At 73.9% G+C, this 24368-nt stretch carries 23 protein-coding genes; 15 read left to right on the top strand and 8 right to left on the bottom strand.

What is annotated here, in order from left to right:
* Positions 1-43: 43 nt before the first annotated feature.
* The 5 genes from SHK17_RS19295 (at position 44) to SHK17_RS19275 (ending at position 4358) form a co-directional block, all read left to right on the top strand.
* On the top strand, positions 44-1117 hold the full coding sequence (locus SHK17_RS19295) for a hypothetical protein (RefSeq protein ID WP_322920406.1): 1074 nt from the start codon (positions 44-46) through the stop codon (positions 1115-1117).
* 57 nt (positions 1118-1174) lie between these two features.
* Positions 1175-1942, top strand: a complete 768-nt coding sequence (locus tag SHK17_RS19290) for a sucrase ferredoxin (protein WP_322920405.1) — start codon at positions 1175-1177, stop codon at positions 1940-1942.
* Positions 1943-2089: 147 nt separating this feature from the next.
* Entirely contained in the window at positions 2090-2341 is a 252-nt protein-coding gene (locus tag SHK17_RS19285) for a hypothetical protein (RefSeq protein ID WP_322423396.1), read from the top strand.
* Between the two features lie 101 nt (positions 2342-2442).
* Positions 2443-3459 (top strand): cupin domain-containing protein, encoded by a 1017-nt coding sequence (locus tag SHK17_RS19280; RefSeq protein ID WP_322920404.1) that lies wholly within the window; start codon positions 2443-2445, stop codon positions 3457-3459.
* Complete coding sequence (locus SHK17_RS19275) at positions 3456-4358, top strand: sucrase ferredoxin (protein ID WP_322920403.1); 903 nt, start codon at positions 3456-3458, stop codon at positions 4356-4358. The genes SHK17_RS19280 and SHK17_RS19275 overlap by 4 nt, the downstream gene beginning before the upstream one ends.
* A 19-nt stretch (positions 4359-4377) precedes the next feature.
* Here SHK17_RS19275 and SHK17_RS19270 read toward each other — a convergent pair whose 3' ends face one another.
* From SHK17_RS19270 to SHK17_RS19260, 3 genes are all read right to left on the bottom strand, one after another.
* Positions 4378-5400, bottom strand: coding sequence for a hypothetical protein (locus SHK17_RS19270; RefSeq protein WP_322920402.1), 1023 nt, complete (start codon positions 5398-5400; stop codon positions 4378-4380).
* Positions 5397-5696, bottom strand: coding sequence for a hypothetical protein (locus SHK17_RS19265; protein ID WP_172267389.1), 300 nt, complete (start codon positions 5694-5696; stop codon positions 5397-5399). The genes SHK17_RS19270 and SHK17_RS19265 overlap by 4 nt, the downstream gene beginning before the upstream one ends.
* Before the next feature lie 109 nt (positions 5697-5805).
* Positions 5806-6609, bottom strand: a complete 804-nt coding sequence (locus SHK17_RS19260) for a hypothetical protein (protein WP_322423391.1) — start codon at positions 6607-6609, stop codon at positions 5806-5808.
* Positions 6610-6736: 127 nt separating this feature from the next.
* Here SHK17_RS19260 and SHK17_RS19255 point away from each other — a divergent pair, with 127 nt between their 5' ends.
* Positions 6737-7267, top strand: coding sequence for a hypothetical protein (locus SHK17_RS19255; RefSeq protein WP_172267383.1), 531 nt, complete (start codon positions 6737-6739; stop codon positions 7265-7267).
* On the opposite strand, the gene SHK17_RS19250 is transcribed toward SHK17_RS19255, so the two are convergent.
* Positions 7254-8468, bottom strand: a complete 1215-nt coding sequence (locus SHK17_RS19250) for an MFS transporter (protein ID WP_322920401.1) — start codon at positions 8466-8468, stop codon at positions 7254-7256. The genes SHK17_RS19255 and SHK17_RS19250 overlap by 14 nt on opposite strands.
* A gap of 82 nt (positions 8469-8550) precedes the next feature.
* Here SHK17_RS19250 and SHK17_RS19245 point away from each other — a divergent pair, with 82 nt between their 5' ends.
* Positions 8551-10527 (top strand): M3 family metallopeptidase, encoded by a 1977-nt coding sequence (locus SHK17_RS19245; protein WP_322920400.1) that lies wholly within the window; start codon positions 8551-8553, stop codon positions 10525-10527.
* Positions 10528-10534: 7 nt separating this feature from the next.
* Here the strand turns inward: SHK17_RS19245 and SHK17_RS19240 are convergent, their stop codons facing one another.
* Positions 10535-11245 (bottom strand): SGNH/GDSL hydrolase family protein, encoded by a 711-nt coding sequence (locus SHK17_RS19240; RefSeq protein WP_322920399.1) that lies wholly within the window; start codon positions 11243-11245, stop codon positions 10535-10537.
* A gap of 85 nt (positions 11246-11330) precedes the next feature.
* Here SHK17_RS19240 and SHK17_RS19235 point away from each other — a divergent pair, with 85 nt between their 5' ends.
* The 7 genes from SHK17_RS19235 to SHK17_RS19205 all read left to right on the top strand — a co-directional run bounded on the left by SHK17_RS19235 (position 11331) and on the right by SHK17_RS19205 (position 18598).
* Positions 11331-12131 carry a GNAT family N-acetyltransferase gene (locus tag SHK17_RS19235; RefSeq protein ID WP_322920398.1) on the top strand — a complete coding sequence of 267 codons (801 nt, stop codon included), beginning with the start codon at positions 11331-11333 and terminating at the stop codon, positions 12129-12131.
* A 402-nt stretch (positions 12132-12533) separates the two neighbouring features.
* The gene (gene dnaK / locus SHK17_RS19230) at positions 12534-14411 is read left to right on the top strand and encodes a molecular chaperone DnaK (RefSeq protein ID WP_322423385.1); all 1878 of its coding nucleotides are present in this window, start codon (positions 12534-12536) and stop codon (positions 14409-14411) included.
* Positions 14408-15079, top strand: a complete 672-nt coding sequence (gene grpE, locus SHK17_RS19225; RefSeq protein WP_322920397.1) for a nucleotide exchange factor GrpE — start codon at positions 14408-14410, stop codon at positions 15077-15079. Before dnaK ends, grpE begins: the two co-directional genes overlap by 4 nt.
* Before the next feature lie 44 nt (positions 15080-15123).
* On the top strand, positions 15124-16296 hold the full coding sequence (gene dnaJ, locus SHK17_RS19220) for a molecular chaperone DnaJ (RefSeq protein ID WP_322920396.1): 1173 nt from the start codon (positions 15124-15126) through the stop codon (positions 16294-16296).
* Positions 16293-16709 (top strand): heat shock protein transcriptional repressor HspR, encoded by a 417-nt coding sequence (locus SHK17_RS19215; protein ID WP_172267365.1) that lies wholly within the window; start codon positions 16293-16295, stop codon positions 16707-16709. The genes dnaJ and SHK17_RS19215 overlap by 4 nt, the downstream gene beginning before the upstream one ends.
* 232 nt (positions 16710-16941) lie before the next feature.
* The gene (locus tag SHK17_RS19210; protein WP_322920395.1) at positions 16942-18252 is read left to right on the top strand and encodes a reverse transcriptase family protein; all 1311 of its coding nucleotides are present in this window, start codon (positions 16942-16944) and stop codon (positions 18250-18252) included.
* 79 nt (positions 18253-18331) lie between these two features.
* The gene (locus SHK17_RS19205) at positions 18332-18598 is read left to right on the top strand and encodes a hypothetical protein (protein ID WP_322920394.1); all 267 of its coding nucleotides are present in this window, start codon (positions 18332-18334) and stop codon (positions 18596-18598) included.
* Between the two features lie 10 nt (positions 18599-18608).
* Here the strand turns inward: SHK17_RS19205 and SHK17_RS19200 are convergent, their stop codons facing one another.
* On the bottom strand, positions 18609-19421 hold the full coding sequence (locus SHK17_RS19200) for a lysophospholipid acyltransferase family protein (RefSeq protein WP_322920393.1): 813 nt from the start codon (positions 19419-19421) through the stop codon (positions 18609-18611).
* Positions 19422-19594: 173 nt separating this feature from the next.
* On the opposite strand from SHK17_RS19200, the gene SHK17_RS19195 reads away from it, so the two are divergent.
* On the top strand, positions 19595-22468 hold the full coding sequence (locus SHK17_RS19195; RefSeq protein WP_322920392.1) for an Ig-like domain-containing protein: 2874 nt from the start codon (positions 19595-19597) through the stop codon (positions 22466-22468).
* A gap of 89 nt (positions 22469-22557) precedes the next feature.
* On the opposite strand, the gene SHK17_RS19190 is transcribed toward SHK17_RS19195, so the two are convergent.
* Complete coding sequence (locus SHK17_RS19190; RefSeq protein WP_322920391.1) at positions 22558-23403, bottom strand: aldo/keto reductase; 846 nt, start codon at positions 23401-23403, stop codon at positions 22558-22560.
* A gap of 87 nt (positions 23404-23490) precedes the next feature.
* On the bottom strand, positions 23491-24303 hold the full coding sequence (locus SHK17_RS19185) for a pentapeptide repeat-containing protein (RefSeq protein ID WP_322920390.1): 813 nt from the start codon (positions 24301-24303) through the stop codon (positions 23491-23493).
* Positions 24304-24368 lie beyond the last annotated feature (65 nt).

Below are 24368 nucleotides of genomic sequence, written 5' to 3'. Positions count from 1 at the left end.
GGGTAGGCAGCACTCGACCGTCCCCCGGACCACGGAGCAGCCCATGACCTCAGGCCGACGCCTGACCGCAGCACTCGCCGCGACAGCCCTGTCGCTCCTCGCCGCACCCGCCGTGGCGGGGCCCGCCGACGGTCGCGGCGCCGCTCCCGATGCCCTCCTGTCCACCCAGTACGTGTCGGAGGTGGTGCCGCCGGTGCTGACCGCGCCGGAGCGCTCCGCGAGCGCCCGGGGCGACCGGGCGCCGTCCGCCCGCGCCTACCGTCGTCCTCTCTTCGCCTTCTGGGGCGCGAAGTACAACCGGATCGACGGCTTCGCCTTCACCACCGCGACCCGCGGCTCGGGCACCGGCATCCAGGTCGAGGCAGCCTGGAAGACCTACCGCGGCGTCCGGCCGATCCTGCCGAAGGTGTTCGTGCAGGCGCGCGTCGACGGCGGGAAGTGGACCAAGGTCGCGGGCACCAAGGGCAGCATCGGCAAGCAGTACGTCGCCGCCCGGGTGCCGGCCCACGTGGTGCCGACGGGCGTGGCGGCCCAGACCGTCGACTACCGGCTCACGACCAAGAAGCCGAAGAAGGGCCCCCGGCGCGCCCGGCGCAGCGTGTCGTCGAAGCCGGTCTCGGTCCGCTTCGAGAACCCGGCGGCCTACACCGGCGACGCCGCACGCTTCTACGCCCCGATCGCGGGCCTGTGCCCCAACGCGAGCGTCACCATCGACACCACGGGCCTGACCGGCGACCGGACGGGCGTGTTCAACTGGCAGCACGGCATCGTCATCGACGCCGCCACCCTGGCCACCCTCACCGCCGAGCCCGAGGTGTCGAAGCTCGGGATCGCGATCCACGAGTGCGCGCACATGAAGCAGTTCTACAACTGGGGCGGCACCCGGCAGACGTGGGACCAGCTCGTCGCGCGCTCGGCCGAGGTGTTCGTGCCGGACGTGAACCCCGACCCGGCGGTCCCGACCATCCCGATGGCGCCCGACTGGGCACCGCTCGAGCACGCCGCGGACTGCGCCAAGGAGCTCATCTCCCCCGAGCGCTACCGGACCTACGGCGGTTACTGCAACCCGACGGAGTCGGCCGCCGCCGGGCTGCTCTGGCAGAACCAGCGCTACTGACGCGGGCCCCACACCCAGGGAGGGTCTGGCCGACCAGGCGTCGGCCAGACTTCTCCCATGCCTGACTTCCGGTGCTCCTCGGCCAGCGTGGAGGACGCCGAGCCCATCGCCGGCACGGCGCCCACCGACACCGACATCCTGCTGGTCGAGGCACCCGGGCCGTGGGGACGCGACGCCGTCACCGACAACCGGCTCCCCGGACTGGTGCGCGACCACCTGGCCTCGCTCGAGGCCAAGGTCCTGCTGGTGCGCCGCTGCGACGGCAGCGCCGGCCCCGGCACGCGCGTCTACCGGGCGCGGGCGACCGAGGGCGGCTACGACGTCCGTACCGCGGTGCTCGACCGGCCCGAGGACCTCCTCGAGCCGTCCCTCCTGCGCGACCCCGCGGCCCTCACGGCGTACGACGGCCCGCTCTGGCTGGTCTGCACCAACGGCAAGCGCGACCGGTGCTGCGCCGAGATCGGCCGGCCGATCGCCGGACGGCTCACCGAGCGGTGGCCCGAGGGGACCTGGGAGACGACGCACCTGGGCGGGCACCGGTTCTCCGGCACGCTCCTGGCGCTCCCGAGCGGGTTGACCCTGGGCCGGTTGGACCCGGACACCGCGCTGGCCGTGTGCGAGGCGGTCGAGCGGGGCGAGGTCCCGGTGCCGTGGGTGCGTGGCCGCGCGGGCCGGTCCGGGACGGAGCAGGTGCGCGAGCTGCACCTCATCGGTGGCGGCCACCCCGAAGACGAGGTGGTGGCGGTGCCGGGCCCCGCACGCCGCCAGTCGTGTGGCGACGACAAGGTCAAGGGCACCACCCGCTACGAGGTCCGCACCGCCTGATCCGCCTGCCTGATCCGACTGCCCTGGCTGACCGCTGGACGGCCCGGTGACCCCGCCCCGCGGGGTGTGGGACGGTGGAAGCGGCGAGCACCAGACTCGACGCGTAACCCGGGACGGACGGTCCGCCCGGGCAGACGAGGAGGATCCATGACGACGACTCCTGACAACCCGCTCGGCGACGACGAGATGAGCACCGAGGGCGTCGACCCCACCGGTGTGGCGGCAGGCCCGAGCACCGACGCGGACGGCACGGACGCCGACGCGACGGACGGTGACTCCACCGACGCGACCGACGGCGACTCGACCGACGCCGACGGCACGGACGCCGGCGGCACGGACGCCGACGGGACCGACAGCGACTCCACGGACGCCGACGGCACGGACGGGACCGCGCTCTGAGCGCTCTCGACCGGCTGACGGGCGACGCCCAGACCTTCATCGACAAGGTCTGGGCGTCGCGTGTCCACGTCCACCGCACCGACCCCGGCCACGGCGCCGGGGTGCTCTCGCTGGCGCACGTCGACCACCTGCTCACCGAGACCGCCATCCGCGCGCCGGCGGTGCGCGTGGCCCGCAACGGCTCGGTGCTGCCCGAGTCGGCCTTCACGCGCGGCGGCAGCCTGGCGGGCAAGCCGCTCACCGGCCTCGTCGACCCCGTGAAGCTGATGGGGCTGCACGACGAGGGCGCGACGATCGTGCTGCAGGGGCTGCAGCGCTACTGGACGCCCGTGGGCGACCTCGTCGCCGAGCTCGAGCTCGAGCTGGGCCACCCGTGCCAGGCCAACGCCTACCTGACCCCGCCCGGTGCGCAGGGCTTCGCGGTCCACTCCGACTCCCACGACGTCTTCGTCCTGCAGACCCACGGCACCAAGCTCTGGGAGATCCACGGCGACGGTGGTCCGGGCGAGCTGCTGCTCGAGCCCGGCGTGGTGGCCTACCTCCCCACGGGCACGCCGCACGCCGCCCGCGCGCAGGAGGAGGTCTCCCTCCACCTGACCATCGGGATCAACCAGCTCACGTGGCGCAGCCTGCTGACCCGCGAGGTCGGCCGCCTGCTCGCCCAGGTCCCCGACGAGCACCTGCCGGCCGGCTACCTCGACGACCCGTCCCGGCTGGCCGACGGCCTGACCGACCGGCTCACCTCCCTCACCGACGCCGTACGACGTCTCGATTCCGCGGTGCTGGCCACCGACCAGGCGACCGGGTTCCTCAGCAGCCGCCCGCCCCGCGTGGCGGGGGCCCTGCTGGACCGCGCCGCCCTGGGCACGATCGACGCCGACACCCGGCTGCGACGGCGCCGGGGGCACCCTTGCGAGCTGATCGACGACGGCGACAGCGTCCGGGTCCTGCTCGGCGACCGGGTCCTGCGCGTCCCGGCCCGCGTGCGTCCCGCGCTGGAGCACGTCGCCGCGCACGCCGAGCTCAGCCCCGGTGTGCTCACCATGCTCGACGCCGGGAGCGCCCTGGTCCTCTGCCGGCGCCTGGTGCGGGAAGGGCTGCTCGAGGTCGTCCGGTGACCGCGTTCCGCTGTGCGGTCGCCAGTCGCGCCCGCGGCGACGAGCTGGCCGGCACCGCCTCGACGGTGCGGAGCTGGCTCCTGGTGGAGCGCGGCGGCCCGTGGGGCAGCGACGCCCTCCGCGACGCCCGCCTGCCCGAGGGTGTCGGAGCCCACCTGCGGGACCAGGCGCGCCGCCACCGGGTGCGGGTCCTGCTCGTCCGTCGCCCCGGCCGGCAGCAGGACGGCGGGACCACCCGCGTCTTCGCCGCCCGCTCAGCCGGAGCGGGCTCCTGGCTGGAGACGGCGGCGCTCGACCGGGTCGACGACGTCGCCGACCTCGACCTGGCCGCGCTCGGTGCCGGCCGCTCGCCGGGTCTCGAGCCCCAGGCTGCGCCGGTGCTCGCGGTGTGCACCCACGGCCGCCACGACGCCTGCTGCGCCGAGCTCGGCCGCCCCCTCGCGCGGGCACTGGCCGACGGCCCGCACGCCGACCAGGTCTGGGAGTCCTCGCACGTGGGAGGCGACCGGTTCGCCGGCAACGTCGTCGTGCTGCCGCGGGGCCTCTACTACGGCGGCCTGGACGCCGACACCGGACCCGCCGTCGCGGCAGCGACCGCGTCCGGCGAGCTCCTGCTCGACCACCTCCGCGGGCGCTCCGACCTGCCGATGGCCGTGCAGGCCGCCGACGTCGCGCTGCGCCGCTCGCTCGGGCTGGTCGGCCTCGACGACGTCCGTGTCCTCGGCGCCCGCGCCGACGGCGACCTGACGACGACCAGGCTCGACGCCGTCGGGCACGGGGTGCGGAAGGTCGTCGTACGCCGGGTGCTCGGTGAGGAGCCGCACCTGCTCACCTGCTCGGCCCGGGGCGAGAACGCGATCCCGCGGCACGAGGTCGTCGAGGTCCGCGAGACCGCCTGACGCGGGGGGCGTGCCCGGCTCAGCCCAGGCGGTCCTTGAGGTCGGCGGGCTGGGCTGCGGTCCGCGGCCCCTGCGGCAGGTCGGCGCGCTCCCCGACGACGCGCGTGCGGCCCTCCTCGGCCGCCTCGAGGTTGCGGGCGGCCCGGTCCGCCTGGGCCACCTCGCGCTCGGCGACAGCCTCCGCGTCGCGGGCCTCGACCCGTGCCTCGGTGAGCTCGCGGTGGAGCGCCTGGACCTTCGCGGCCTGAGCCTGGATCTCCTCGGGCGGCCGCTCGGCGATCACCATCTCCTCGAGGTCACCCAACGCCGCCTGCTCGCGACGCTTGAGCGCCTCGACCGTGTGCCGGGCGGCGTCCGCCGCGTCGTTGGCCTGGACGGCCTCCATCGCCTCCTCGGCGGCCTCGCGCCGGAGCTCGCCGAACCGCACCTGGTGGGGGTTGCGTGCGACCAGCTTGGCCTTGTCCTTGTCGGGGTGGACGCCGGCGTGCTCAGCGAGCGCCCGGGCCAGGTCGCGGGTGGCGGCGCGGCGGGCGTCGCGGAGCTCGACCTTGGCCTCGAAGCACGCCTGGTAGGCCTTCCAGTCCCGCTCCCAGGCGTCGACCTCCTTCTGGGGAGTGTCGCCGGCGATGGTCTCGACGGGTGGCCAGATGCGCTGGTCGCGGATCTCGAGGCCCGCGGAGACGGCGTAGGCGCGGAGCTGCTCGAGCCCCTCGCGGTAGCGGCGCAGGGCGTCGGAGTAGGCGTTGATGGCACGGCCGAGGCCGCGCAGGTTGTCACGGACCGCCGCCGACTCCTCGTGGCGGCGAGCGGCACGGTCGCGCAGGGTGTCGGCGGCCTCGCCCGCGAACACCTCCTCGGAGAGGTGGGCGGTGCGCTCGAAGCCGTCGACGGCGAGCTCGACCTTGCCGGCCAGGCGGCGCACGGAGTCGCCGTAGCCGTCGATCCTGTCGGGCTCGAGCCAGTGGTAGTGGCAGCCGATGGGGTTGCCGAACGTCAGCCCGTCCTGCTGGGCCTCGGCCCTGTCGGCGACGACCTTGGTCATGGCTTCACCTGGTCCAGCTTGATGGCCACCGCGGCGGCCTCGCCGACCATGATGTCGAGCTCGTCGAAGTCGATGATCGACTCGTCGATGGCACTCGCGATGTTGCGGCACCTCGTGGCGACCTGCTCGGCGTCCTGGACCAGGCTGCGCACCCCCTCGACCATGAGGTCGCGCCAGGGGAAGTCGTCGGCGGGGTGGTCGATCTCGCCGAGCGCGGCCCGCAGCTCCTCACGAGCGGAGTCGAGCTCCTCCTTGGCGCCCCGCAGCGCCCGCTGGTTGACAGCAATCGGCCTCATGGCGACCCTTCTGCCCCGATGAACGGCGTCGAAACCCGAAGTCGTGAAACTGTGAACGACCCGCGTGCACCCGGTCTGGACCGCGCCGCGCCGACCGGGTGGGGCGGCCTCAGACGTGGCCGGACAGCTGCGCCATCCGCAGCTCGAGCCGGCCCAGCAGGTCGGTGCACGCCTTGTCCGACAGCGACGTCGGCTCGACGGGCTTCCTGCCGGCACCCTGGGCGCACACCGGGAGCACGTCGATCGAGAGCTTGGCGCCGCCGGCCAGGGCGCGCAGCTCGTCGAGGCGGTCGCCGAACGGCGAGCCGCTGCCGGGGGAGTAGTAGTCGACGGCGGCGTCGACGTCGTCGGCGAAGAGGTCGGCCTTCGTCACCGCGATGACCAGCCACGTGGGGCGGTCGCGGCGTACGGCCATGCTGGCGATGCGGTGGGCGGTGATCGCCCAGTCCTCGAGCTCGGCGGCGAGCTGGTCCTCCCGTGAGGCGAGCGCCGCGCCGCTCGTGCCCGCGGGGCGTCGCGGGGTCGCATAGCCGTTGGCGACGACGTGCAGCACGCCGTCGACCGGCTCGTCGTGGAACACCTCGTCGAGGGCGCCGAGGCGGGTGGCGGCGTTCTCGCCCGGCACCACGCGGAAGCGGTAGCCGCGCAGCCTGGCGTTGCGCCGCGTACGCCGCTCCATCACCGCGGAGCCGACGTCCGGGCCCTGGTCCGCGGACTGGGCGCTCGCGCGTCGCGAGAGGCGGTCGGCCAGCCGGGTCTTGCCCACGCCGGTCATCCCGGTGACCGCGACCGTCGGGTAGCGGTGCCGCAGCAGCCGGGTGGCGCGCTCGGGCGCCTGGGAGAGTGCGGCGAGGGCGCCCCCGGCGATCGTGGTGCCGATGGCTGCCTTGCCGTGCCGCAACGGTGACTGCATGGCCCCATCCTGCCAACTCCGCCGTGACGGGAGCCCGGCGGAGCGGTGCCCGGACGCGCGCCGGTTGGCCATGCAACCGGCCGTCCCGGACAATGGCGTCACTGCCCCACCCTGCCGAGAGGTCTCCATGGACACCGAGAACCGCCCCGTCCTGACCGGGCTGGTCGCCCTGGTCGCGGTCGCCGTGGCGATCGGGCTGCTCGGAGGGCTCGCCGTCATGGTCGGCGTTAAGGCCACCGGCATCGGCGAGACCTCCAGCGCGAGCGACGACACGTCGACGCCGTCGACGTTCAACCTCCCGCAGCCCAGCGACACCACCAGCAGCGAGCCCGCCCCCGAGGGCACCGAGCCCAGCCCGAGCACCGAGACGACGTCGGAGGCGCCGGCCGAGGCCATCTCCCTCACCGCGGCGCAGCAGTCGGTCAGCCCGATGCAGCAGATCGACCTGACCGGCACCTACCAGGCCGGCGAGGGCGCGATCCTGCAGGTGCAGCGCATGGAGAGCGGCACGTGGTCGGACTTCCCGGTGACGATGTCGGTCAGCGGCGGCACCTTCGCGACGTACGTCCAGACGAGCCGGGTCGGGCCCAACAAGTTCCGGGTGGTCGACACCGACTCCGACGTGGTGTCCAACGAGGTCACCGTCACCGTCGGGTGAGCTCGGCGGTCCTCGCCAGGTCCACCCGGCGGGTCCAGTAGCCGACCCAGCCGGCACCGACGATCCCGAGCACGCCGACCACGAGGCAGGCGGTCGCCAGGGGCGCCACCGCGGCCACCGCGCTGACGAGCAGCGGCCCGCCGGTGTTGCCGATGTCGCCGCACAGGCGCCACGCGCCGAGGAACTGGGAGCGGCCCGCGTCCGGCGCGGAGTCCGCGCCGAGCGTCATCACGATGCCGGAGCCCAGCCCGTTGCCGCACGCGATCAGCGCCATCACCAGCGCCACGGAGACCGCGTCGGTCGCGAGCGGCAGCAGCAGGCACGCGATGCCCATGGACAGCACGACCGGCACGGCCACGACCATCCGCCCGCGGGTGTCCATCAGCCACCCGCCGGGCCAGATGAAGGCGACGTCGATCGCGGCGGCCCCGGCGAAGATCAGCGAGATCGTGGAGGCGGACAGCCCGAGGTGGTCGGCCCACAGGGGGAGGAGGCTGAGCCGGAGCGAGCGGCTCGTGCCGAGGATGACCACCGCGGTGCCGACGGTCGCCAGCACGCGGCGGTGCGCGGCGATGACCGTCCACACGCCGAGGTGGCCGCTCGCGCGGGCCGCGGCGCGCTTCTCCTCCCCGAGGTCGGGCATCGTGGCGGCGAGGCAGGACGCCGTCACGGACATGGCGGCACCGAGCCAGAAGACGCTGGTGAGGTCGCTGACCCGGATCAGTCCGGCGCCGATCAGCGGCCCGATCAGCACGCCGACGCGGTAGGACCCGCCCAGCAGCGACATCGCGCGGGCCCGGTGGGTGGTCGGGACGACGTCGATCATGAAGCCCTGGCGCGCGATGAGGAACAGCGTCCAGCACACGCCGCTCAGCAGGACGCCGACCGCGAGGCCGAGGACCGAGTCGGTGAGCGCGATCCCCGCCATCGCCACCGCGTCCACGAGCCCGGCCCCGACCAGCGCGCGCCGCTCGCCGATCCGGGCCACGAGCGCCCCGGCCGGCAGGCTGGCCAGGAGCATCCCGACGCCCGTCATGGCCACGATCGCGGCCGCCGTGCTGACGTCGGCGCCGAGGTCGCGGGCCCGGACCGCGAGCACCGGCAGCATGGCGCCGTGCCCGATGGCGGAGACGATCGAGGGGCCGTACGCGACCACCCAGATGTCGCGGAAGCGGAACGCTGCGTCCCCCGGGCTGCTCACCCCGACACGCTACGGGGCGCCGTCCCCAGGCTCCGCCCCACCCGGTGGTACGTCCCGCGCCGCGCCCGTAGGCTCCGTGGGCGTGGCCCACGACACCGACACGCAGCCCACCTCCGCCAGCCCCGGCCCCCCGCCGGCTACCGAGCCGGTCGCGCTCCCCGGCACCGGCGACTGGCTCGGGTGGGTCGCCGGGCGCTGCGAGGAGCAGCTCGCCGAGGCCAGGCGCCAGGTCGACCTGGTGAAGACCGGCCCCGCCCGCGCCGCCGAGGTGCTCGCGGCGTGGAACCGGGCCGAGACCGCCCTCGCCAACGCCGAGGCGGTGTCGCTCTGGTCGGAGGTGCACCCCGACGCGGCGGTGCGTGACCGGGCCGACGAGCTGAGCCAGGACGTCCAGAAGTACGTCACCGAGCTCGGCCAGGACCGCGACCTCTTCGCCGTCCTCGACGGCCTCTCCGCCTCCTCCGACCTCGCGGAGCTCGATGCCGACGCCCGCCGCGTGCTGGAGCAGACGCTGCGCGACTTCCGCCGCACCGGCGTCGACCGCGACGAGGCGACGCGCGAGCGGCTGCGCGAGCTCAGCGAGCAGGGCGTGCGGCTCTCACAGGACTTCGGGCGCCACATCCGCGACGACGTGCGCTCCGTCCGGGTCGCGCCCGAGCGGCTGGCCGGGCTGCCCGACGACTACCGCGCGGCCCACCCGGCCGACGAGGACGGCCTCGTCACGATCACCACCGACTATCCGGACCTGGTGCCGTTCATGACCTTCGGCGCCGACGGCGAGGCCCGCCGCGAGCTCGCGCTGGCCCAGAACAACGTCGCCTGGCCGGCCAACGACCAGGTCCTCCAGGACATCTTCGCCGTCCGCCGTGAGACCGCCGCGCTGCTCGGCTACGACTCCTGGCCCGACTACGACACCGAGGTCAAGATGATCGGCAGCGGCCGGGCCGTCGCCGACTTCATCGACCGCATCGGCGACGCAGCGGCCGAGCGCGCCGGCCAGGAGGTCGCGGTGCTCCTCGAGCGCAAGCGACTCGACGACCCGACCGCCGACACCGTGACGACCTACGACTCGCGCTACTACTCCGAGCTCGTCCGCCGCGAGCAGTACGACGTCGACGGCCAGGTCGTGCGCACCTACTTCCCCTTCGAGCAGGTCCGCCAGGGCCTCCTCGACGTCACCGGCCGGCTGTTCGGCCTCGAGTGGACGCCGGTCGACCGAGCCGAGGCCGGCACGTGGCACGACGACGTCGCGACCTACGACGTCGGGCTCGACGGCCGGAGGATCGGCCGCATCCACCTCGACCTGCACCCGCGCGAGGGCAAGTTCAAGCACGCCGCTCAGTTCGACCTGGTGAGGGGCGTCGCGGGACGCCAGCTCCCCGAGGGCGTCCTGGTCTGCAACTTCGCCCGCGGGCTGATGGAGCACGACGAGGTGGTGACCCTCTTCCACGAGTTCGGGCACCTCGTCCACCACGTGCTCGGCGGCCAGGGGGAGTGGATCCGCTTCTCCGGTGTCGCCACCGAGTGGGACTTCGTCGAGGCGCCGAGCCAGATGCTCGAGGAGTGGGCCTGGGACACCGACGTGCTCGCCACCTTCGCCCGCAACGCCGACGGCGAGACGATCCCCGCCGACCTCGTCGCCGCGATGCGCCGGGCGGACCACTTCGGCAAGGGCCTCTACGCCGCCCAGCAGATGGCCTACGCCGCCCGGTCCTACTGGTTCCACGCCCGTCAGCACGACGACCTCACGGCCTACGGCGACGAGCTGCAGCGCCGCTACTCCGCCTTCCCGCCGCTCGAGGGCGCGCACATGCACTGCGCCTTCGGCCACCTCGACGGCTACTCCTCGGGCTACTACACCTACATGTGGTCGCTGGTCATCGCCAAGGACCTGTTCTCCGCCTTCGACGCCGACGACCTGTTCGCCGCCGACGTGGCCACCGCCTACCGCGACAGGGTGCTGGCGATGGGCGGGCGCAAGGACGCCGCCGACCTGGTCGCCGACTTCCTGGGCCGGCCCTACTCCTTCGACAGCTGGGCTGCCTGGCTGGCGGAGTGACGCCGCGTCAGCGGAGGTCCAGCGCCGGCCGGGCCGGCTCGAGGGCCGCGATCCGCTCCGCCACGGCGAGGCCGTACTCGCGGTGCCCGCCCTCGGTGAGGTGCAGCCGGTCGCCGAGGTAGGCCAGGTCGAGGTCGGTCGTGGCGACGTACGGCACCTCGTGGTCGTCGGCCAGCGAGGCGAGCAGGGCGTCGACGCGGCCGACGGCGTGCGAGCGCGAGGGAGCGTCGGCGGGACCCACGACGACGACGTGGTGACCGGCGAGGTCGGCCATGAGGTCGGCGAAGCCCCGGGTGATCGCGGCGGACGGCTGGTCGTGGTCGTTGAGCCCGCCCTGGAGGACGACCAGCTGTGGCCGGGTGGCGAGCGCGGTCGTCGCGCGGTCGTGGAAGGAGACGCGGCCGCACCCGCTGGCGCCGGCGCTGTAGCCGGAGCCGGAGAAGCCGGCGACGTGGACCTCGCCGGGCAGCTGGGCGGCCCAGGAGCGTCCGAGGTCGGCCTGGCCGAGCCCGACGGACCACGAGTCGCCGATCACCAGCGTGCGCGTGCCCTCGCCGGTGACCAGGGTCGCGCGCTCGCGCGAGTCGATCCGGTGCTGCTGGCAGCGGGCCGGGCCGGCGCCCGCGCGGTCGGCGACCCAGAACGCCAGCAGGGCAGCGAGCAGCACGACGACGGCCGAGGCGCCGACGACCCGGCGCAGGTTCCCCCGATGGAGCACACGAGAAGTGTGCGGCCTCCCGGCCGTCCTGTGCAGGGAAATATCCCTGAGATTTCCCGGAGCCCGCACGCCTAGGGTTCGGCCCATGACGACCACCGACCTCCTCGCGGCCTACGACGAGCAGCTCCGCACCGACGCCGAGATGAACCGCGCGATCGACGTCCAGCGGGAGGGCCCGCTCCATTGGGGGGTCTTCGACCACGGCGGCTTCGTCTCCTACCGCGACCTCGGCGGTCTCGACGGTGCGGACCTCGACGCCCTGGTCGAGCGCACCGTCGCCCACTACCGCGACGACACCGACGTCGACTCGTTCGAGTGGAAGTCGCGCGGGCACGACCTGCCCGCCGACCTCGGCGAGCGCCTCGTCGCCCACGGCCTGGTCGCCGAGCCGGCCGAGACGGTGATGATCGGGGAGGCGTCGCTGCTCGCCGTCGACGTCCCCCTCGCCGACACGCCCGAGGGCCCGGTCGTCGTACGCCGGATCGAGCCGGGTCCGGGCGCCGTCGACGACCTCACCCGCATGCTCGCCGCGCAGGAGTCGGTGTTCGGCACCGGGCGCGGGCCCTCCCTGGCCTCCTCGCTGGCCGAGCTGGAGGGCGGCGACTCGGAGTTCTGGGTCGCCGAGGTGGGCGGCCGGATCGTCTCGGGCGGGCGGCTCACGCCGGTGCCCGGCACCGACTTCGCCGGTGTCTGGGGCGGCTCGACCCTGCCGGAGTTCCGCGGCCGCGGGATCTACCGCGCCCTCGTCGCCGCCCGCGCCCGCTCCGCGGTCGCCCGTGGCATCCGGCTCATCCACTCCGACTGCACGGACATGTCCCGCCCGATCCTGGAGCGCTCCGGGCTGCGTGCGGTGACGACCACGACGCCGTACGTCTGGGAGCGCTGAGCGGGTCTCCTCCGTCGTCCTCGTCCTCGTGCGGTTTCCCCGCCTATGCGGGGAAACCCGAACTTCTGGGGGCGTACACACCCCCAGAAGTTCGAACACCCCTCGAGGGGTCCGCCGTCGGCCGGGTGCGGTCGTACGTTCGACGCCCCCGCCCGGGGGGACTCCGCACGTCCGGGGTGTAGGCACGGGGGCCGAGCGGTGGAGGACTCACCCACGGAGTGCCCCCGGGCCGGCCGCACTGCGCGCCGAAGTTCTCGCCGGATCCGGGAACATCTCGGCCCGCCATGCGTTGCAACCCATGAACAGAGTTGAGTGACATCGGCTCAAGTGTTTTGCCACTCCGTCCGCAGCGCGGCAGGATGGCGGACATACCCAAGCATCCAACGCAGGAGGTAACACACCATGGCTCGAGCGGTCGGCATCGACCTCGGCACGACGAACTCCGTCGTCGCCGTCCTTGAGGGTGGCGAACCCACCGTCATCGCCAACGCCGAGGGCGCCCGGACCACCCCGTCCGTCGTCGCCTTCACCAAGTCCGGCGAGGTCCTCGTCGGCGAGGTCGCCAAGCGACAGGCGGTCACCAACGTCGACCGCACCATCCGGTCCGTCAAGCGCCACATGGGCGAGGACTGGAAGGTCGACATCGACGACAAGACCTTCACCCCGCAGCAGATCAGCGCGTTCGTGCTGCAGAAGCTCAAGCGCGACGCCGAGGCCTACCTCGGCGAGACGGTGACCGACGCGGTCATCACCGTCCCGGCCTACTTCTCCGACGCGCAGCGCCAGGCCACCAAGGAGGCCGGCGAGATCGCGGGCCTCAACGTCAGCCGCATCGTCAACGAGCCCACCGCGGCCGCCCTGGCCTACGGCCTCGACAAGGGCGAGGACCAGACCATCCTCGTCTTCGACCTCGGTGGCGGCACGTTCGACGTGTCCCTCCTCGAGATCGGCGAGGGCGTCGTCGAGGTCAAGGCGACCTCCGGCGACAACCACCTCGGTGGCGACGACTGGGACAACCGCGTCGTCGAGTGGATGGTCAAGAAGTTCAAGGACTCCAACGGCGTCGACCTCGCCGCCGACAAGATCGCCAAGCAGCGCCTCCAGGAGGCCGCGGAGAAGGCGAAGATCGAGCTGTCCTCGTCCAGCGAGACCACGGTCCACCTGCCCTACATCACCCACGGCGAGTCCGGCCCGCTGCACTTCGAGGAGAAGCTGACCCGCAGCGAGTTCCAGAAGCTCACCGCCGACCTGCTCGAGCGCACCAAGGCGCCCTTCCAGAACGTCCTCAAGGACGGCGGCGTCGCGATCGACAAGATCGACCACGTGGTCCTCGTCGGCGGCTCGACCCGCATGCCGGCCGTGACCGAGGTCGTCACCGAGCTCCTCGGCGGCAAGCAGCCCAACAAGGGCGTCAACCCGGACGAGGTCGTGGCCGTCGGTGCCGCGCTCCAGGCCGGTGTCCTCAAGGGCGAGGTCAAGGACGTGCTGCTCCTCGACGTCACCCCGCTGTCCCTCGGCATCGAGACCAAGGGCGGCGTGATGACCACGCTGATCGAGCGCAACACCACCATCCCGACCAAGCGCTCGGAGATCTTCACCACCGCCGACGACAACCAGCCGTCGGTGGAGATCAAGGTCGCGCAGGGCGAGCGCCAGATGTGGTCGCAGAACCAGCCGCTCGGCAACTTCGAGCTGACCGGCCTGCCGCCGGCTCCCCGGGGCGTGCCGAAGATCGAGGTCACCTTCGACATCGACGCCAACGGCATCGTGCACGTCTCGGCCAAGGACCAGGCGTCCGGCCGCGAGCAGTCGATGACCATCTCCGGTGGCTCCGCGCTCGGCAAGGACGAGATCGACCGCATGGTCAAGGAGGCCGAGCAGTACGCCGAGGAGGACGCCCGTCGTCGCGAGGCCGTCGAGGCCCGCAACCAGGGCGACCAGCTGGTGTACACGACCGAGAAGTTCCTCGCCGACAACTCCGAGAAGCTCCCCGAGGACGTGAAGACCGAGGTCCAGGCCGACGTCGACGCGCTCAAGGAGGCGCTCGCCAAGGAGGACGCCTCCTCCGAGGAGATCACCGCCGCGGCCGCCAAGCTCAACGAGTCGAGCCAGAAGATGGGCGCGGCCCTCTACGCCGCCGCCGAGGCCGACCAGGCCGCCGCGGGTGGTGCCACCGGCGCCACCGGTGAGTCCGACGACGACGTCGTGGACGCCGAGATCGTCGACGAGCCCGCCGACGACACGGCCGGCTCGAGCGACAGCGAGGGTGAGGACAAGTGACCGATCGCCCCGACGAGCCCACGACGGGCACCGAGGCGTACGACCCGACGGAGGGGGAGCCCACCGCGGCTCCCTCTCCGGAGGGCGGGTCCGGCTTCGGCGACGCGGCCGGCGAGGCGCCGGAGCAGACCGAGGTCGAGGAGCAGGTGGCCGGTGACGTCGTCGCGGGCGACGACGCCGGCACCGCCGAGGACCGCGGCCGGGAGGGTGCTGACGGCGTGGACGGCGACGAGCAGTCGTCGATGCGCGCCGCCATCGCCGACCTGACCAACGACCTGCAGCGCCTGCAGGCCGAGTACGCCAACTACCGCAAGCGCGTCGAGCGCGACCGCCAGCTGGTGGCGGAGACCGCCGCCTACAAGGCGCTCACGCCCGTGGTCGAGGTGCTCGACACCATCGACCGCGCCAAGGAGCACGGCGAGCTCGAGGGCGGCTTCAAGGCCGTCGCCGACCAGCTCGAGCGGGTCGTCGCGGCCGCGGGACTCGTCCGCTTCGGCGAGCCCGGCGACGCCTTCGACCCGACGTTCCACGAGGCGCTGAGCCACCTCGGCGCCGACCCGGACGTCCAGGTGACCACCGTCAAGCACGTCGCCAAGGGCGGCTACCGCCTCGGTGAGCGCGTCGTACGCGCCGCCCAGGTGCTCGTGGTCGACCCGGCCGACGCCTGACCACGACCAGCCGGTCCAGCCGTTGAGGGAGAGGAGGTCGATCCATGGCTGACAACGAGGGTTTCCGCAACGACTGGGCGACCAAGGACTTCTACCAGGTCCTCGGCGTCGCCCAGGACGCGAGCGCGGCCGACGTCAAGAAGGCCTACCGCAAGCTCGCGCGGGAGAACCACCCCGACTCCAACCCCGGCGACGACGCCAAGCACGAGGTGTTCAAGTCCGTCGCCGAGGCCTACGACGTCGTCGGTGACGAGGCCAAGCGCGCCAAGTACGACGAGTTCCGCTCGCTGCAGGCACGTGGCGGCTTCGGCCCCGGCATGGGCGGCGGGTTCGGCGGCAGCGGCGGCGGCTTCAACCTCGACGACCTGCTGCGTGACCGCGCCGGCGCCGGCGGGGGGCTCGGCGACATGTTCGGCGACCTCTTCGGCGGTGGCCAGCGCACCCGCACCCAGCAGCCGCGCGTCCAGCGGGGCGCTGACGTCGAGAGCACGGCGACGATCGCGTTCACCGACGCGCTCGACGGCGTGACGGTGTCGCTGCGCCTGACGTCGGACTCGGCGTGCCCGACCTGCCAGGGCACCGGTGGCAAGCCGGGCACCCGCCCGCACATCTGCCCTGAGTGCGAGGGGGCCGGCTTCGTCGTGTCCGGCACCGGCGGCGCGTTCTCCATCAACGAGACGTGCCCGCGGTGCGGCGGCCGCCAGCTGGTCTACGACGAGGCGTGCCCCACCTGCCACGGCAGCGGGCGCGGCACCTCGGCCCGCACGATCCAGGCCCGCATCCCGGCCGGCGTCAAGGACGGCGCCCGCATCCGGCTCAAGGGCAAGGGTGCCCCCGGCGCCAACGGCGGCCCGGCCGGTGACCTCTTCGTCACGGTCAAGGTCACCCCGCACCGGGTCTTCGGGCGCAAGGGCGACAACCTCACCATCGACGTCCCCGTCTCCTTCGACGAGGCCGCGCTCGGTGCCGAGGTGAAGATCCCGACGCTCGGCGGCGCCCCGGTGACGCTCAAGCTGCCGCCCGGCACGCCCAACGGGCGCACCTTCCGGGTGCGCGGCAAGGGTGCCACCCGGCGCGACGGCTCCAAGGGCGACCTGCTCGCCACCGTCGTGGTGCAGGTCCCGGCCACGCTCGACCCCACCGCGCGCGAGGCCCTCGAGGCCTACCGCGCGGCGACCGCGGGCAAGCCGCTGCGTGAGGGACTCTTCAACGCATGAGCGGCTTCACCCCCTCTCCCGACGCGGCGGTCTACGTCATCAGCGTCGCCGCCGAGCTGACCGGCCTGCACCCGCAGACCCTGCGCGCCTACGAGCGCATGGGCCTGATCGCCCCCGGTCGCACCGGGGGCGGGGGCCGGCGCTACTCCCACCGCGACATCGAGCGTCTGCGCGAGATCGCCGACCTCACCAGCGCCGGCATCGGCATCGAGGGCGTCCGCCGGATCATGGCGCTCGAGCACCAGGTCGACGCCCTGCGGGCCCGCAACGAGGAGCTCGTCGCCGAGCTCGACGCCGTACGCCGGGTGCTGGCCGCCCGCGCGGCCGTGCAGCCGCACGCCCCGTCCAACAAGCTGCCCGTGCTGCACCAGGCGGCGGGGCAGTCGATGGTGGTCTGGCGCAGGCCGAGCTGACGGCCCGCGCGCCGAGGTCGGTCCCGGCCGCTATCGTGCCCCGCGTGCGGCAGCGCTATCTCGAGACGGCGGACCGGTGCGCGTCACCGGTCGGCCTCCCCGGGGATACCCCGGGGACCACCGGTACGTCCGGGCACGGCACCGCGCGCGGCTCGCTGCGCTCCGCTGCAGGCCACCGCGCGCACGACGGGACAGGTCGAGCAGCGCTGCCGCACGTCAGCCCGCGCCCCGCATGAGGGACGACCTCGCGCGGGCGCTCGCCTCGGGCTTCCTCGCCGGCGAGTGGACGCAGGAGGCGCTGGTGGCGAGCGGGACCGTCGTCCTCGGCCGCCGTCACGCCTGGCTGCCGCCGCTCGTGCGGCGGGTGCTCACGGCCTACCCGCGTCCCCCGGCCGACCGCCCACGGGAGCTCGCCGCCGTCATCGCCGCCCTCCCGGCCGCCGCCCGGGCGAGGAACGCCGCGCCAGTCGTCCACCCCGTCGCCGAGACGCGGATGCTGACCAACCGGTGGCGGCTGCCGGTCCTCGACGGGCTCGACGACGTCGCCGCCTTCCTCCGCCTGGAGCCGTCGGAGCTCGACTGGTTCGCCGATCCCCGGCGCCTGGCGCGCAGCGCCTCCGACGTGCCCCTGCAGCACTACCGGGTCAGCCACCGCGTCACGCCCAGCGGCGCGATCCGTGTCCTCGAGGCGCCCAAGCCGCGGCTCAAGGCGCTGCAGCGTCGGGTCCTCACCGAGGTCGCCTCGCTCATCCCGCCGCACGACGCGGCCACCGGCTTCCGGCCCGGCGGCTCGATCCGGCGCTACACCGCACCGCACGCCGGCCGGAGCATCGTCCTGCGCCTCGACCTCGAGGCGTTCTTCGCCAGCGTGAGCGTCTCCCGCGTCTACGGCATCTGGCGCACCGCCGGCTATCCCGAGCCGGTGGCGCACTGCCTCGCCGGCCTGGTCACCTGCGTCCTGCCCCGCAGCGCCTGGCGCGCCGTCCCGCGACCCGCCGACGAGCGGCTGCTCGACGCCCACTGGCGGCTGGGCCGCCGGCTGGCCGCGCCGCACCTCCCCCAGGGCGCACCCACGTCGCCGGCGATGGCCAACCTCGCCGCGTTCCGGCTCGACGTACGCCTCTCCGCGCTGGCCCGCTCGTGGGGCGGGCGCTACACGCGCTACGCCGACGACCTGGCCTTCTCGGGCGAGGCCGGCTGGGGCACCGGCACCTCCCGGCTGCTCGACGCGGTCGAGGCGATCGTGCGCGACGAGGGGTTCCGGCTCAACCAGCGCAAGACGGGCGTCATGCCGCGCGCCGGCCGGCAGGTCCTCGGCGGGCTCGTCGTCAACGAGCACCCCCGCGTCGCCCGTCACCAGGTCGACCTGCTGCGGGCGATCCTGCACAACTGCCGCAGGTTCGGCCCCAGCAGCCAGAACCGCGACGACGTCCCGGCCTTCGAGGACCACCTGCGCGGCCGGATCGCCTGGGTGGCGCAGCACGACCCGGTGCGCGGCGCCCGGCTGCAGGCCGTCCACGACGCCGTCGACTGGAGCCGATGAGCCCTCGCGCCGGTGTCGCCGCCCGCGGTGTCGGTGCGAGCGCGTAGGTTCAGGGGGTGAAGCGAGCGGTGAGCCAGCGATGAGCAAGATGGACAACCTGCGCGCGATGCGCGAGGCGAAGTACGCCGCCGCGCAGAAGCGCACGGCCGAGACCCCTCCGAAGGCGGCGACCCGGGCTCCGGTCGCGCCTCCGGCCCCGAAGGCGCAGCGGTCGCCCAGCCCGGCAGCTCCGACGACCGAGACCGCCGCGGCAGACACCGACGAGCTGTGCGGTCACCGCAACATGTCCGGTCGCACCTGCACCCGCGAGCGCGGCCACGCGGCCAAGAGCCACCGCTACTCCTGACCGACGGGCCTCACGCCGACAGCCTCTTGTCCGACAGCCTCTTGTCCGACACCGGCTCGCCGGACAGCGCCTCCTCCGGGACGCCCAGCGGGTGGGGCGCGGCCTCCCCGCGGAGCTCGGCCACCTGACTGACGAGCACGGCCATCACCTCGTCGGCGACGCGGCGCACGGTGGCGTCGTCGGGCATCTGGCCGTCCGCGACGCCCGCCAGGCGGCGCACGTCGATCGGCGCCCCCACCGCGACCGCGACGCGGGGCCGCAGCACGGTGTTGCGCAGCAACCGGCCGACGATCCCCGTGCGGCCGACCACCTGCTGCGCGCCGACGAGGGCCACCGGCACGACCGGCGCGCCGGTGCGGATCGCGAGCCGGACGGCGCCCGTCTTGGAGCGCTCCGGCCAGTGGTCGGCGTCGCGGGTGATGCGGCCCTCGGGGAAGAGGCCCACCGCCTCGCCGGCCGAGAGCGCCGTGGCCGCCGCGTCGAGCGAGCCCGCGGCCGAGCCGGTGCCGCGCAGCACCGGGATGAAGCCGAGCCGGCGGACGACCGGCCCGACGAGGCCGGAGCGGAAGACGCCGCCCGTGGCCATGAGTCGCAGCGAGCGACCCAGGCGGCGGCCGACGAGGGCGAGCAGGATGCCGTCGGCGAAGCTCGTGTGGTTGGCCACGACGATGACGGGCCCGTCGGGGAGCGCGGCGTCGGGGACCGCGCGGCGGGTGAGCTCGAGCCGGCTGACGGCCGAGACGACGGTGCCGAGGAGACCGGCGGCGAACGCGTAGAGGAGGGCGGCGCGGAGACCGGGGCGCTGCCAGGTGCTGGGATCCATGCGCCGAGTGTGGGGGATCGTCGGCGCCCGTGGCCTGAGTACGCGACCCCGGCTCCGGGTGGCTCGTCCGCGGCGTGGGACCGCGAGCACGGGACTGCCACAACTGGGCCACGGGAGTGCCACGCGGTCGGCATTCGACTGAAGGTTCAACCAGAACCGTCTGGGATGGCCGCATGCGAACCCACTCGACCGCGTCCCCGCCGCGCCGCCACTGGCTGCGCTCCGCGACGGCGCTCGTCCTTCCCGCCACCGCGCTGGCCCTCGTGGGCACCGCTGCCCCGGCCTCCGCGGCCAACCCTGCCGAGGACTGCGTCATCTCCGGCGATGCCTTCGCCTGCACCCTGACCTACGCCTACACGGGCGCCCAGCAGACCTTCGAGGTCCCCGACGACGTCGACAGCGTCACCGTCGTGGCAGTCGGTGCCGCCGGCGGTGCGAGCAGCAACTCCACCCCCGGTCGCGGAGCGGTCGTGACGGGCGAGGTGCCCGTCACGGCCGGCGCCACCTATTACGTGGAGGTCGGTGGCACCGGCTCTGCCGCGGGCAACGCCTTCAACGGTGGCGGAAACCGCGTCGGCGACTCGAGCACCCACGGCGGTGGCGGGGCCACCGACCTGCGCACCGTCTCCCGGACGGCTGCCGGCTCGCTCGAGTCGCGCCTCGTGGTGGCCGGCGGCGGTGGCGGCACGGACGTCAACGGCTCCAACGGAGGCGACGCCGGGCTCAACGGCGCAGCCGGCACCGCGGGATCCGGAGCAACCGGTGGCCCCGGCCAGGGCGGCACGCAGACCGCCGGCGGTGCCGGCGGCAGCGGAGCCACCGCTGGTTCCCTCGGCGTCGGCGGCAACGGCGGCACCAGCTTCGGCGCCGGCGGCGGCGGCGGCTTCTACGGCGGTGGCGGTGGTGGCGGCTCCAGCACCGGCACCGGCAACGGTGGTGGCGGCGGCTCGTCCCTCGTCCCCGCCGGTGGCAGCGTGGTCGTCAACACGACCGGCCAGGCCCCGCAGCTCCGCATCACCTACACCTCGCAGCTCACGGCCGCGGACCTCACCATCGGCGCCCCGTCCGTCGCGGCCGGCGTGGCCAACCCCGTCGCGATGACGGTCACCGACGGCGTGGTCACGAAGTCGGTCACCCCGACCTCGCTCACCATCTCGCCCAACGGCACCGGCACCGGCGCGTCCTGCACCGCCACGGCGTGCTCGGCCACGGACATCGGGACCTACACGGTTACCGCGACCTTCGGCAACCAGACCCGCAAGGTCACCTTCGCCGTCGTCGCGGGCCCGGCCGCCTCGATCGAGCTGTCGCCCGCCGACACCACGGTCGCGGCCGGCGGCCAGGCGGCGTACACCGTCACCGGCACCGACCAGTACGGCAACGACCTCGGCGACCTCACCCTCGACTCCCTGGTGACCACCACCGGCCCCAGCGGCTCGAACGTCGCCTGCCCGCAGGGCGTCTGCAAGCCCACCGCCACCGGTGACCACGTCGTCACCGCCAGCACCCCCGGTGCCGGCGGCGTCGCGGTGACCGACACCGCGGTCCTGCACGTCGAGGCCGACGACCTGGCCTCGATCCAGCTTTCGCCCGGCTCGGCGACCGTCGCCGCGGGCGGCTCCCGGACGTACGCCGTCACCGGCGCCGACCGCTTCGGCAACGACCTCGGCGACGTCACGGCGGACGCCACGTTCTCCTTCGCCCCGGTCGGCGGCGGTGCCTCGACGCCGTGCGCCGCGGCCGCCTGCGCTCCGATCGCCGCGGGCACCTACGTGGTGACCGCGACCCTCGGTGGCCTCACCGACAGCGCGACCCTGGTCGTGCAGGCACAGGCCACCTCGGTCGCCGTGCAGCCCGTCTCGGGCGTCGTGTTCGGTGAGGACGTCCCGGTCTCCGCGACCGTGACCTCGCCGTCGGGCCCGGTGACCGGGACCGTGCAGTTCGCCCTCGACGGCACCGACCTCGGTGCCCCGGTCACGCTCGTCTCCGGTGCGGCGACGCTGCCGGCCGTCTCCGGTCTCCACGCCGGCCTGCACACGATCCGCGCGTCGTACTCCTCGGCCGACGGCTCCTTCGAGCGCGGCGACGACGTCACGGCGTTCGTCATCGAGAAGGCGGAGACCACCACCACGGTGAGCTCCACCCCCGGCCGCATCGCCGCGGCGGTGACCGGCGTCGGTGAGCCGACCGGCTCGGTGCGCTTCTACGTCGACGGCGTCGAGGTCGGCACCGCGCCGCTCGTCGACGGCGCGGCCGTCCTCGAGGGCACCGCCAACGACGGCGGCTCGGTCGTCGCGGCGGCCTACAGCGGTGACGCCGACCACCAGGCGTCCGGCTCCTCGACCGCGCGCAGCGCGCCGGTCGTCACCACCCGCGTGAGCGGCAACGGCGGCTCGGGCTGGTTCTCCGGCCCGGTGACGGTGAGCTTCGTGTGCGGTGACGACGTCACCGACTGCCCGGCGCCCGTGGTCCTCGCCAAGGAGGGCGTCGGCCAGTACGTCAGCCGGACCGTCATCGGCACCGACGGCGGCGTGGCCGTGGTCGCGGCCGGTCCGTTCAACCTCGACCTGACCGCTCCCACCGCCTCGCTGACGCGGGTCGGCGACGGCCGCACCTACAAGGGTCGTGCCCGCATCGCCCAGTGCAGCGGCTCCGACGCGCTGTCCGGTGTCGCGTCGTGCACGGTGACGACGACGGGTGGCCCCTTCGGGTCGATGACGTCGATCGCGACGGTCACCGACCTGGCGGGCAACACCGCCACGTCGAGCGCGACGTACGAGGTGCTCGACGTGTGGGTGGCGCGGTCGAAGCAGGACGGGTCCTCGTGGACCGTGCGCAAGGGCACGTGGAGCAGCCTCCACGTGATGTCGACCAAGGCCCCGAAGCTGCGCCACTCCGGCGCGGTCAAGGCGTCCCGCTTCAGGATGGTCGGCCGGCGCGGCGACATCACCCACTGGGTGGCCTCGGTGCGACCGGAGCGGTCCACCAAGCTGCAGGTCGTCACCGCGGCCGGCAACCGGTCGCTGCAGCTGCGCGTGACGCGCTGATCCTCAGCGGCCCCGCACCAGCGGGGGCGTGAACGAGCCAGGAGGCCGGGCGGCCATCGTGCCGCCCGGCCTCCTGTGCGTGCTGCGGGTCAGTCGGGGATGTAGTCGAACGAGTCGGGGTTGGGGCCGGTCCGGCCCTTCTCGCCCTTGTCGAGCGCGGAGATGCGCTCGACCTCGTCGTCGGTGAGGGAGAAGTCGAAGATCTCGAAGTTCTCCTGCATCCGGCTCGGGGTCACCGACTTGGGGAACACGATGTCGCCGCGCTCGATGTGCCAGCGCAGCGTGACCTGGGCGGCGGACTTGCCCTTGGCCGACGCGATCTCGGTGAGGACCTGGTCGTCGAGGACCTGGCCCTGGGCGATCGGCGACCACGCCTCGGTGGCCACCCGGTGGGAGGCGTTGGCGGCGCGCACGTCCTCGTTGGTGAAGTAGGGGTGCACCTCCACCTGGTTGATCACGGGGGCGACGCCGGTCTCGTCGACGATGCGCTGCAGGTGCGCGGGCTGGAAGTTGGACACGCCGACGGACGTGGCCCGGCCGTCCTCGACGAACGAGGTCAACGTGCGCCAGGTAGAGACGAAGTCGCCGTCGTAGCGGGTGGGCAGCGGCCAGTGGATGAGGAAGAGGTCGATGCGGTCCAGGCCCAGGTCGGTCAGCGTCTGCTCGAACGCGCGCTCGGCGGCGTCGGGCTCGTGGAAGCCGTTGTTGAGCTTGGACGTGACGTAGACCTGCTCGCGCGGGACCCCGGCGGTGCGCAGCGCCTCGCCGACCTCCTTCTCGTTGCCGTACATCTCGGCGGTGTCGATGTGGCGGTAGCCGACCTCGAGGGCCCGCGTCACCGCCTCGACGGTGTCGGCGGGTTCGATCTGGAACACGCCGAAGCCGAGCTGCGGGATGGTCGTGCCGTCATGGAGCGTGATGCTGGGAACGGTCATGTGAGGCACAGCACGGCGGCTCGCGGGGGTATTCCGGGACTCACCCCTTGTGGTGAGGTCCCGACACGCCCGCTCGCCGGCGCTCGTCTACTCGACCACCGAGGGAGCGCGCCCCCAGTGGCCGGGGCGGGAGAGACCCGGCGGCAGGACGGTGGCGGCGTCGCCGATCGCCCCGTTGACCTGCGGCTGGGTGAGGAAGAGCGTGGTCGAGAGGTCGCAGCCGCGTACGTCGGCGTCGCGCAGGTCCGCGCCCAGCAGGTCGGCGTCGGCCAGCTGTGCGCCGCGCAGGTCGGCGCGGATCATCAGCGCGCCGCGGAAGGTCCAGCCCCGGTGGTCGCCGCCCAGGCGACGCCCGGCCAGGTCCCGGTGCGAGCGGTCGCCCGCGGCCGGCCACGACCGGCGTACGCGGGTGCTGGCGTCGGCGAGGAGGCGGCCCACCCGCCCCTGGAGCCCGTCGACGTCGGAGGTGAGCAGGGTCTCGGGGTCGGCGCCGGTCAGCGCCTCGATCTCCGTCCGCACCGCGGCCGTGGCCGGGTCGGGCGAGCGCCGGTCGACCTCGGTGAGGTGGACGAGCATCTCGTGGAGCTGTCGCATCACCGACAGGACGGCGCCCATCTCGGCCCGGCGGTGGGGCGGGCCCGGCTCGCGCCACGAGACGCCGGCGTAGGTGACCTGCGAGACCTGCTGGCCGGCGCCGAAGCACTCGAACACCGTGCAGCCCGGCCAGCCGTCCTCACGGAGCGTGGCGTGGATGCCACAGCGGTCGTCGTCGAGGAGGTTGAGGCACGGGCGGCCGCCGGGCTTGTCGACACCGAAGCCCGCGGCGGCGGAGAAGGGGAGGAGGACGCAGCACAGCCCGAAGCACTGCGCGCAGTCCGAGACCAACCCAGGTGTCGCCACCTGGGCATCATTTCACGCGCGTGGAAAGCCGGTGCGCCTCAGTGGTACCAGTTGTTCTGGATCGC

It is taken from the genome of Nocardioides renjunii, assembly GCF_034661175.1.
In the GTDB taxonomy this organism is placed as follows: Bacteria; Actinomycetota; Actinomycetes; order Propionibacteriales; family Nocardioidaceae; genus Nocardioides; species Nocardioides renjunii.
This window is presented reverse-complemented; position numbering and strand designations above follow the sequence as displayed.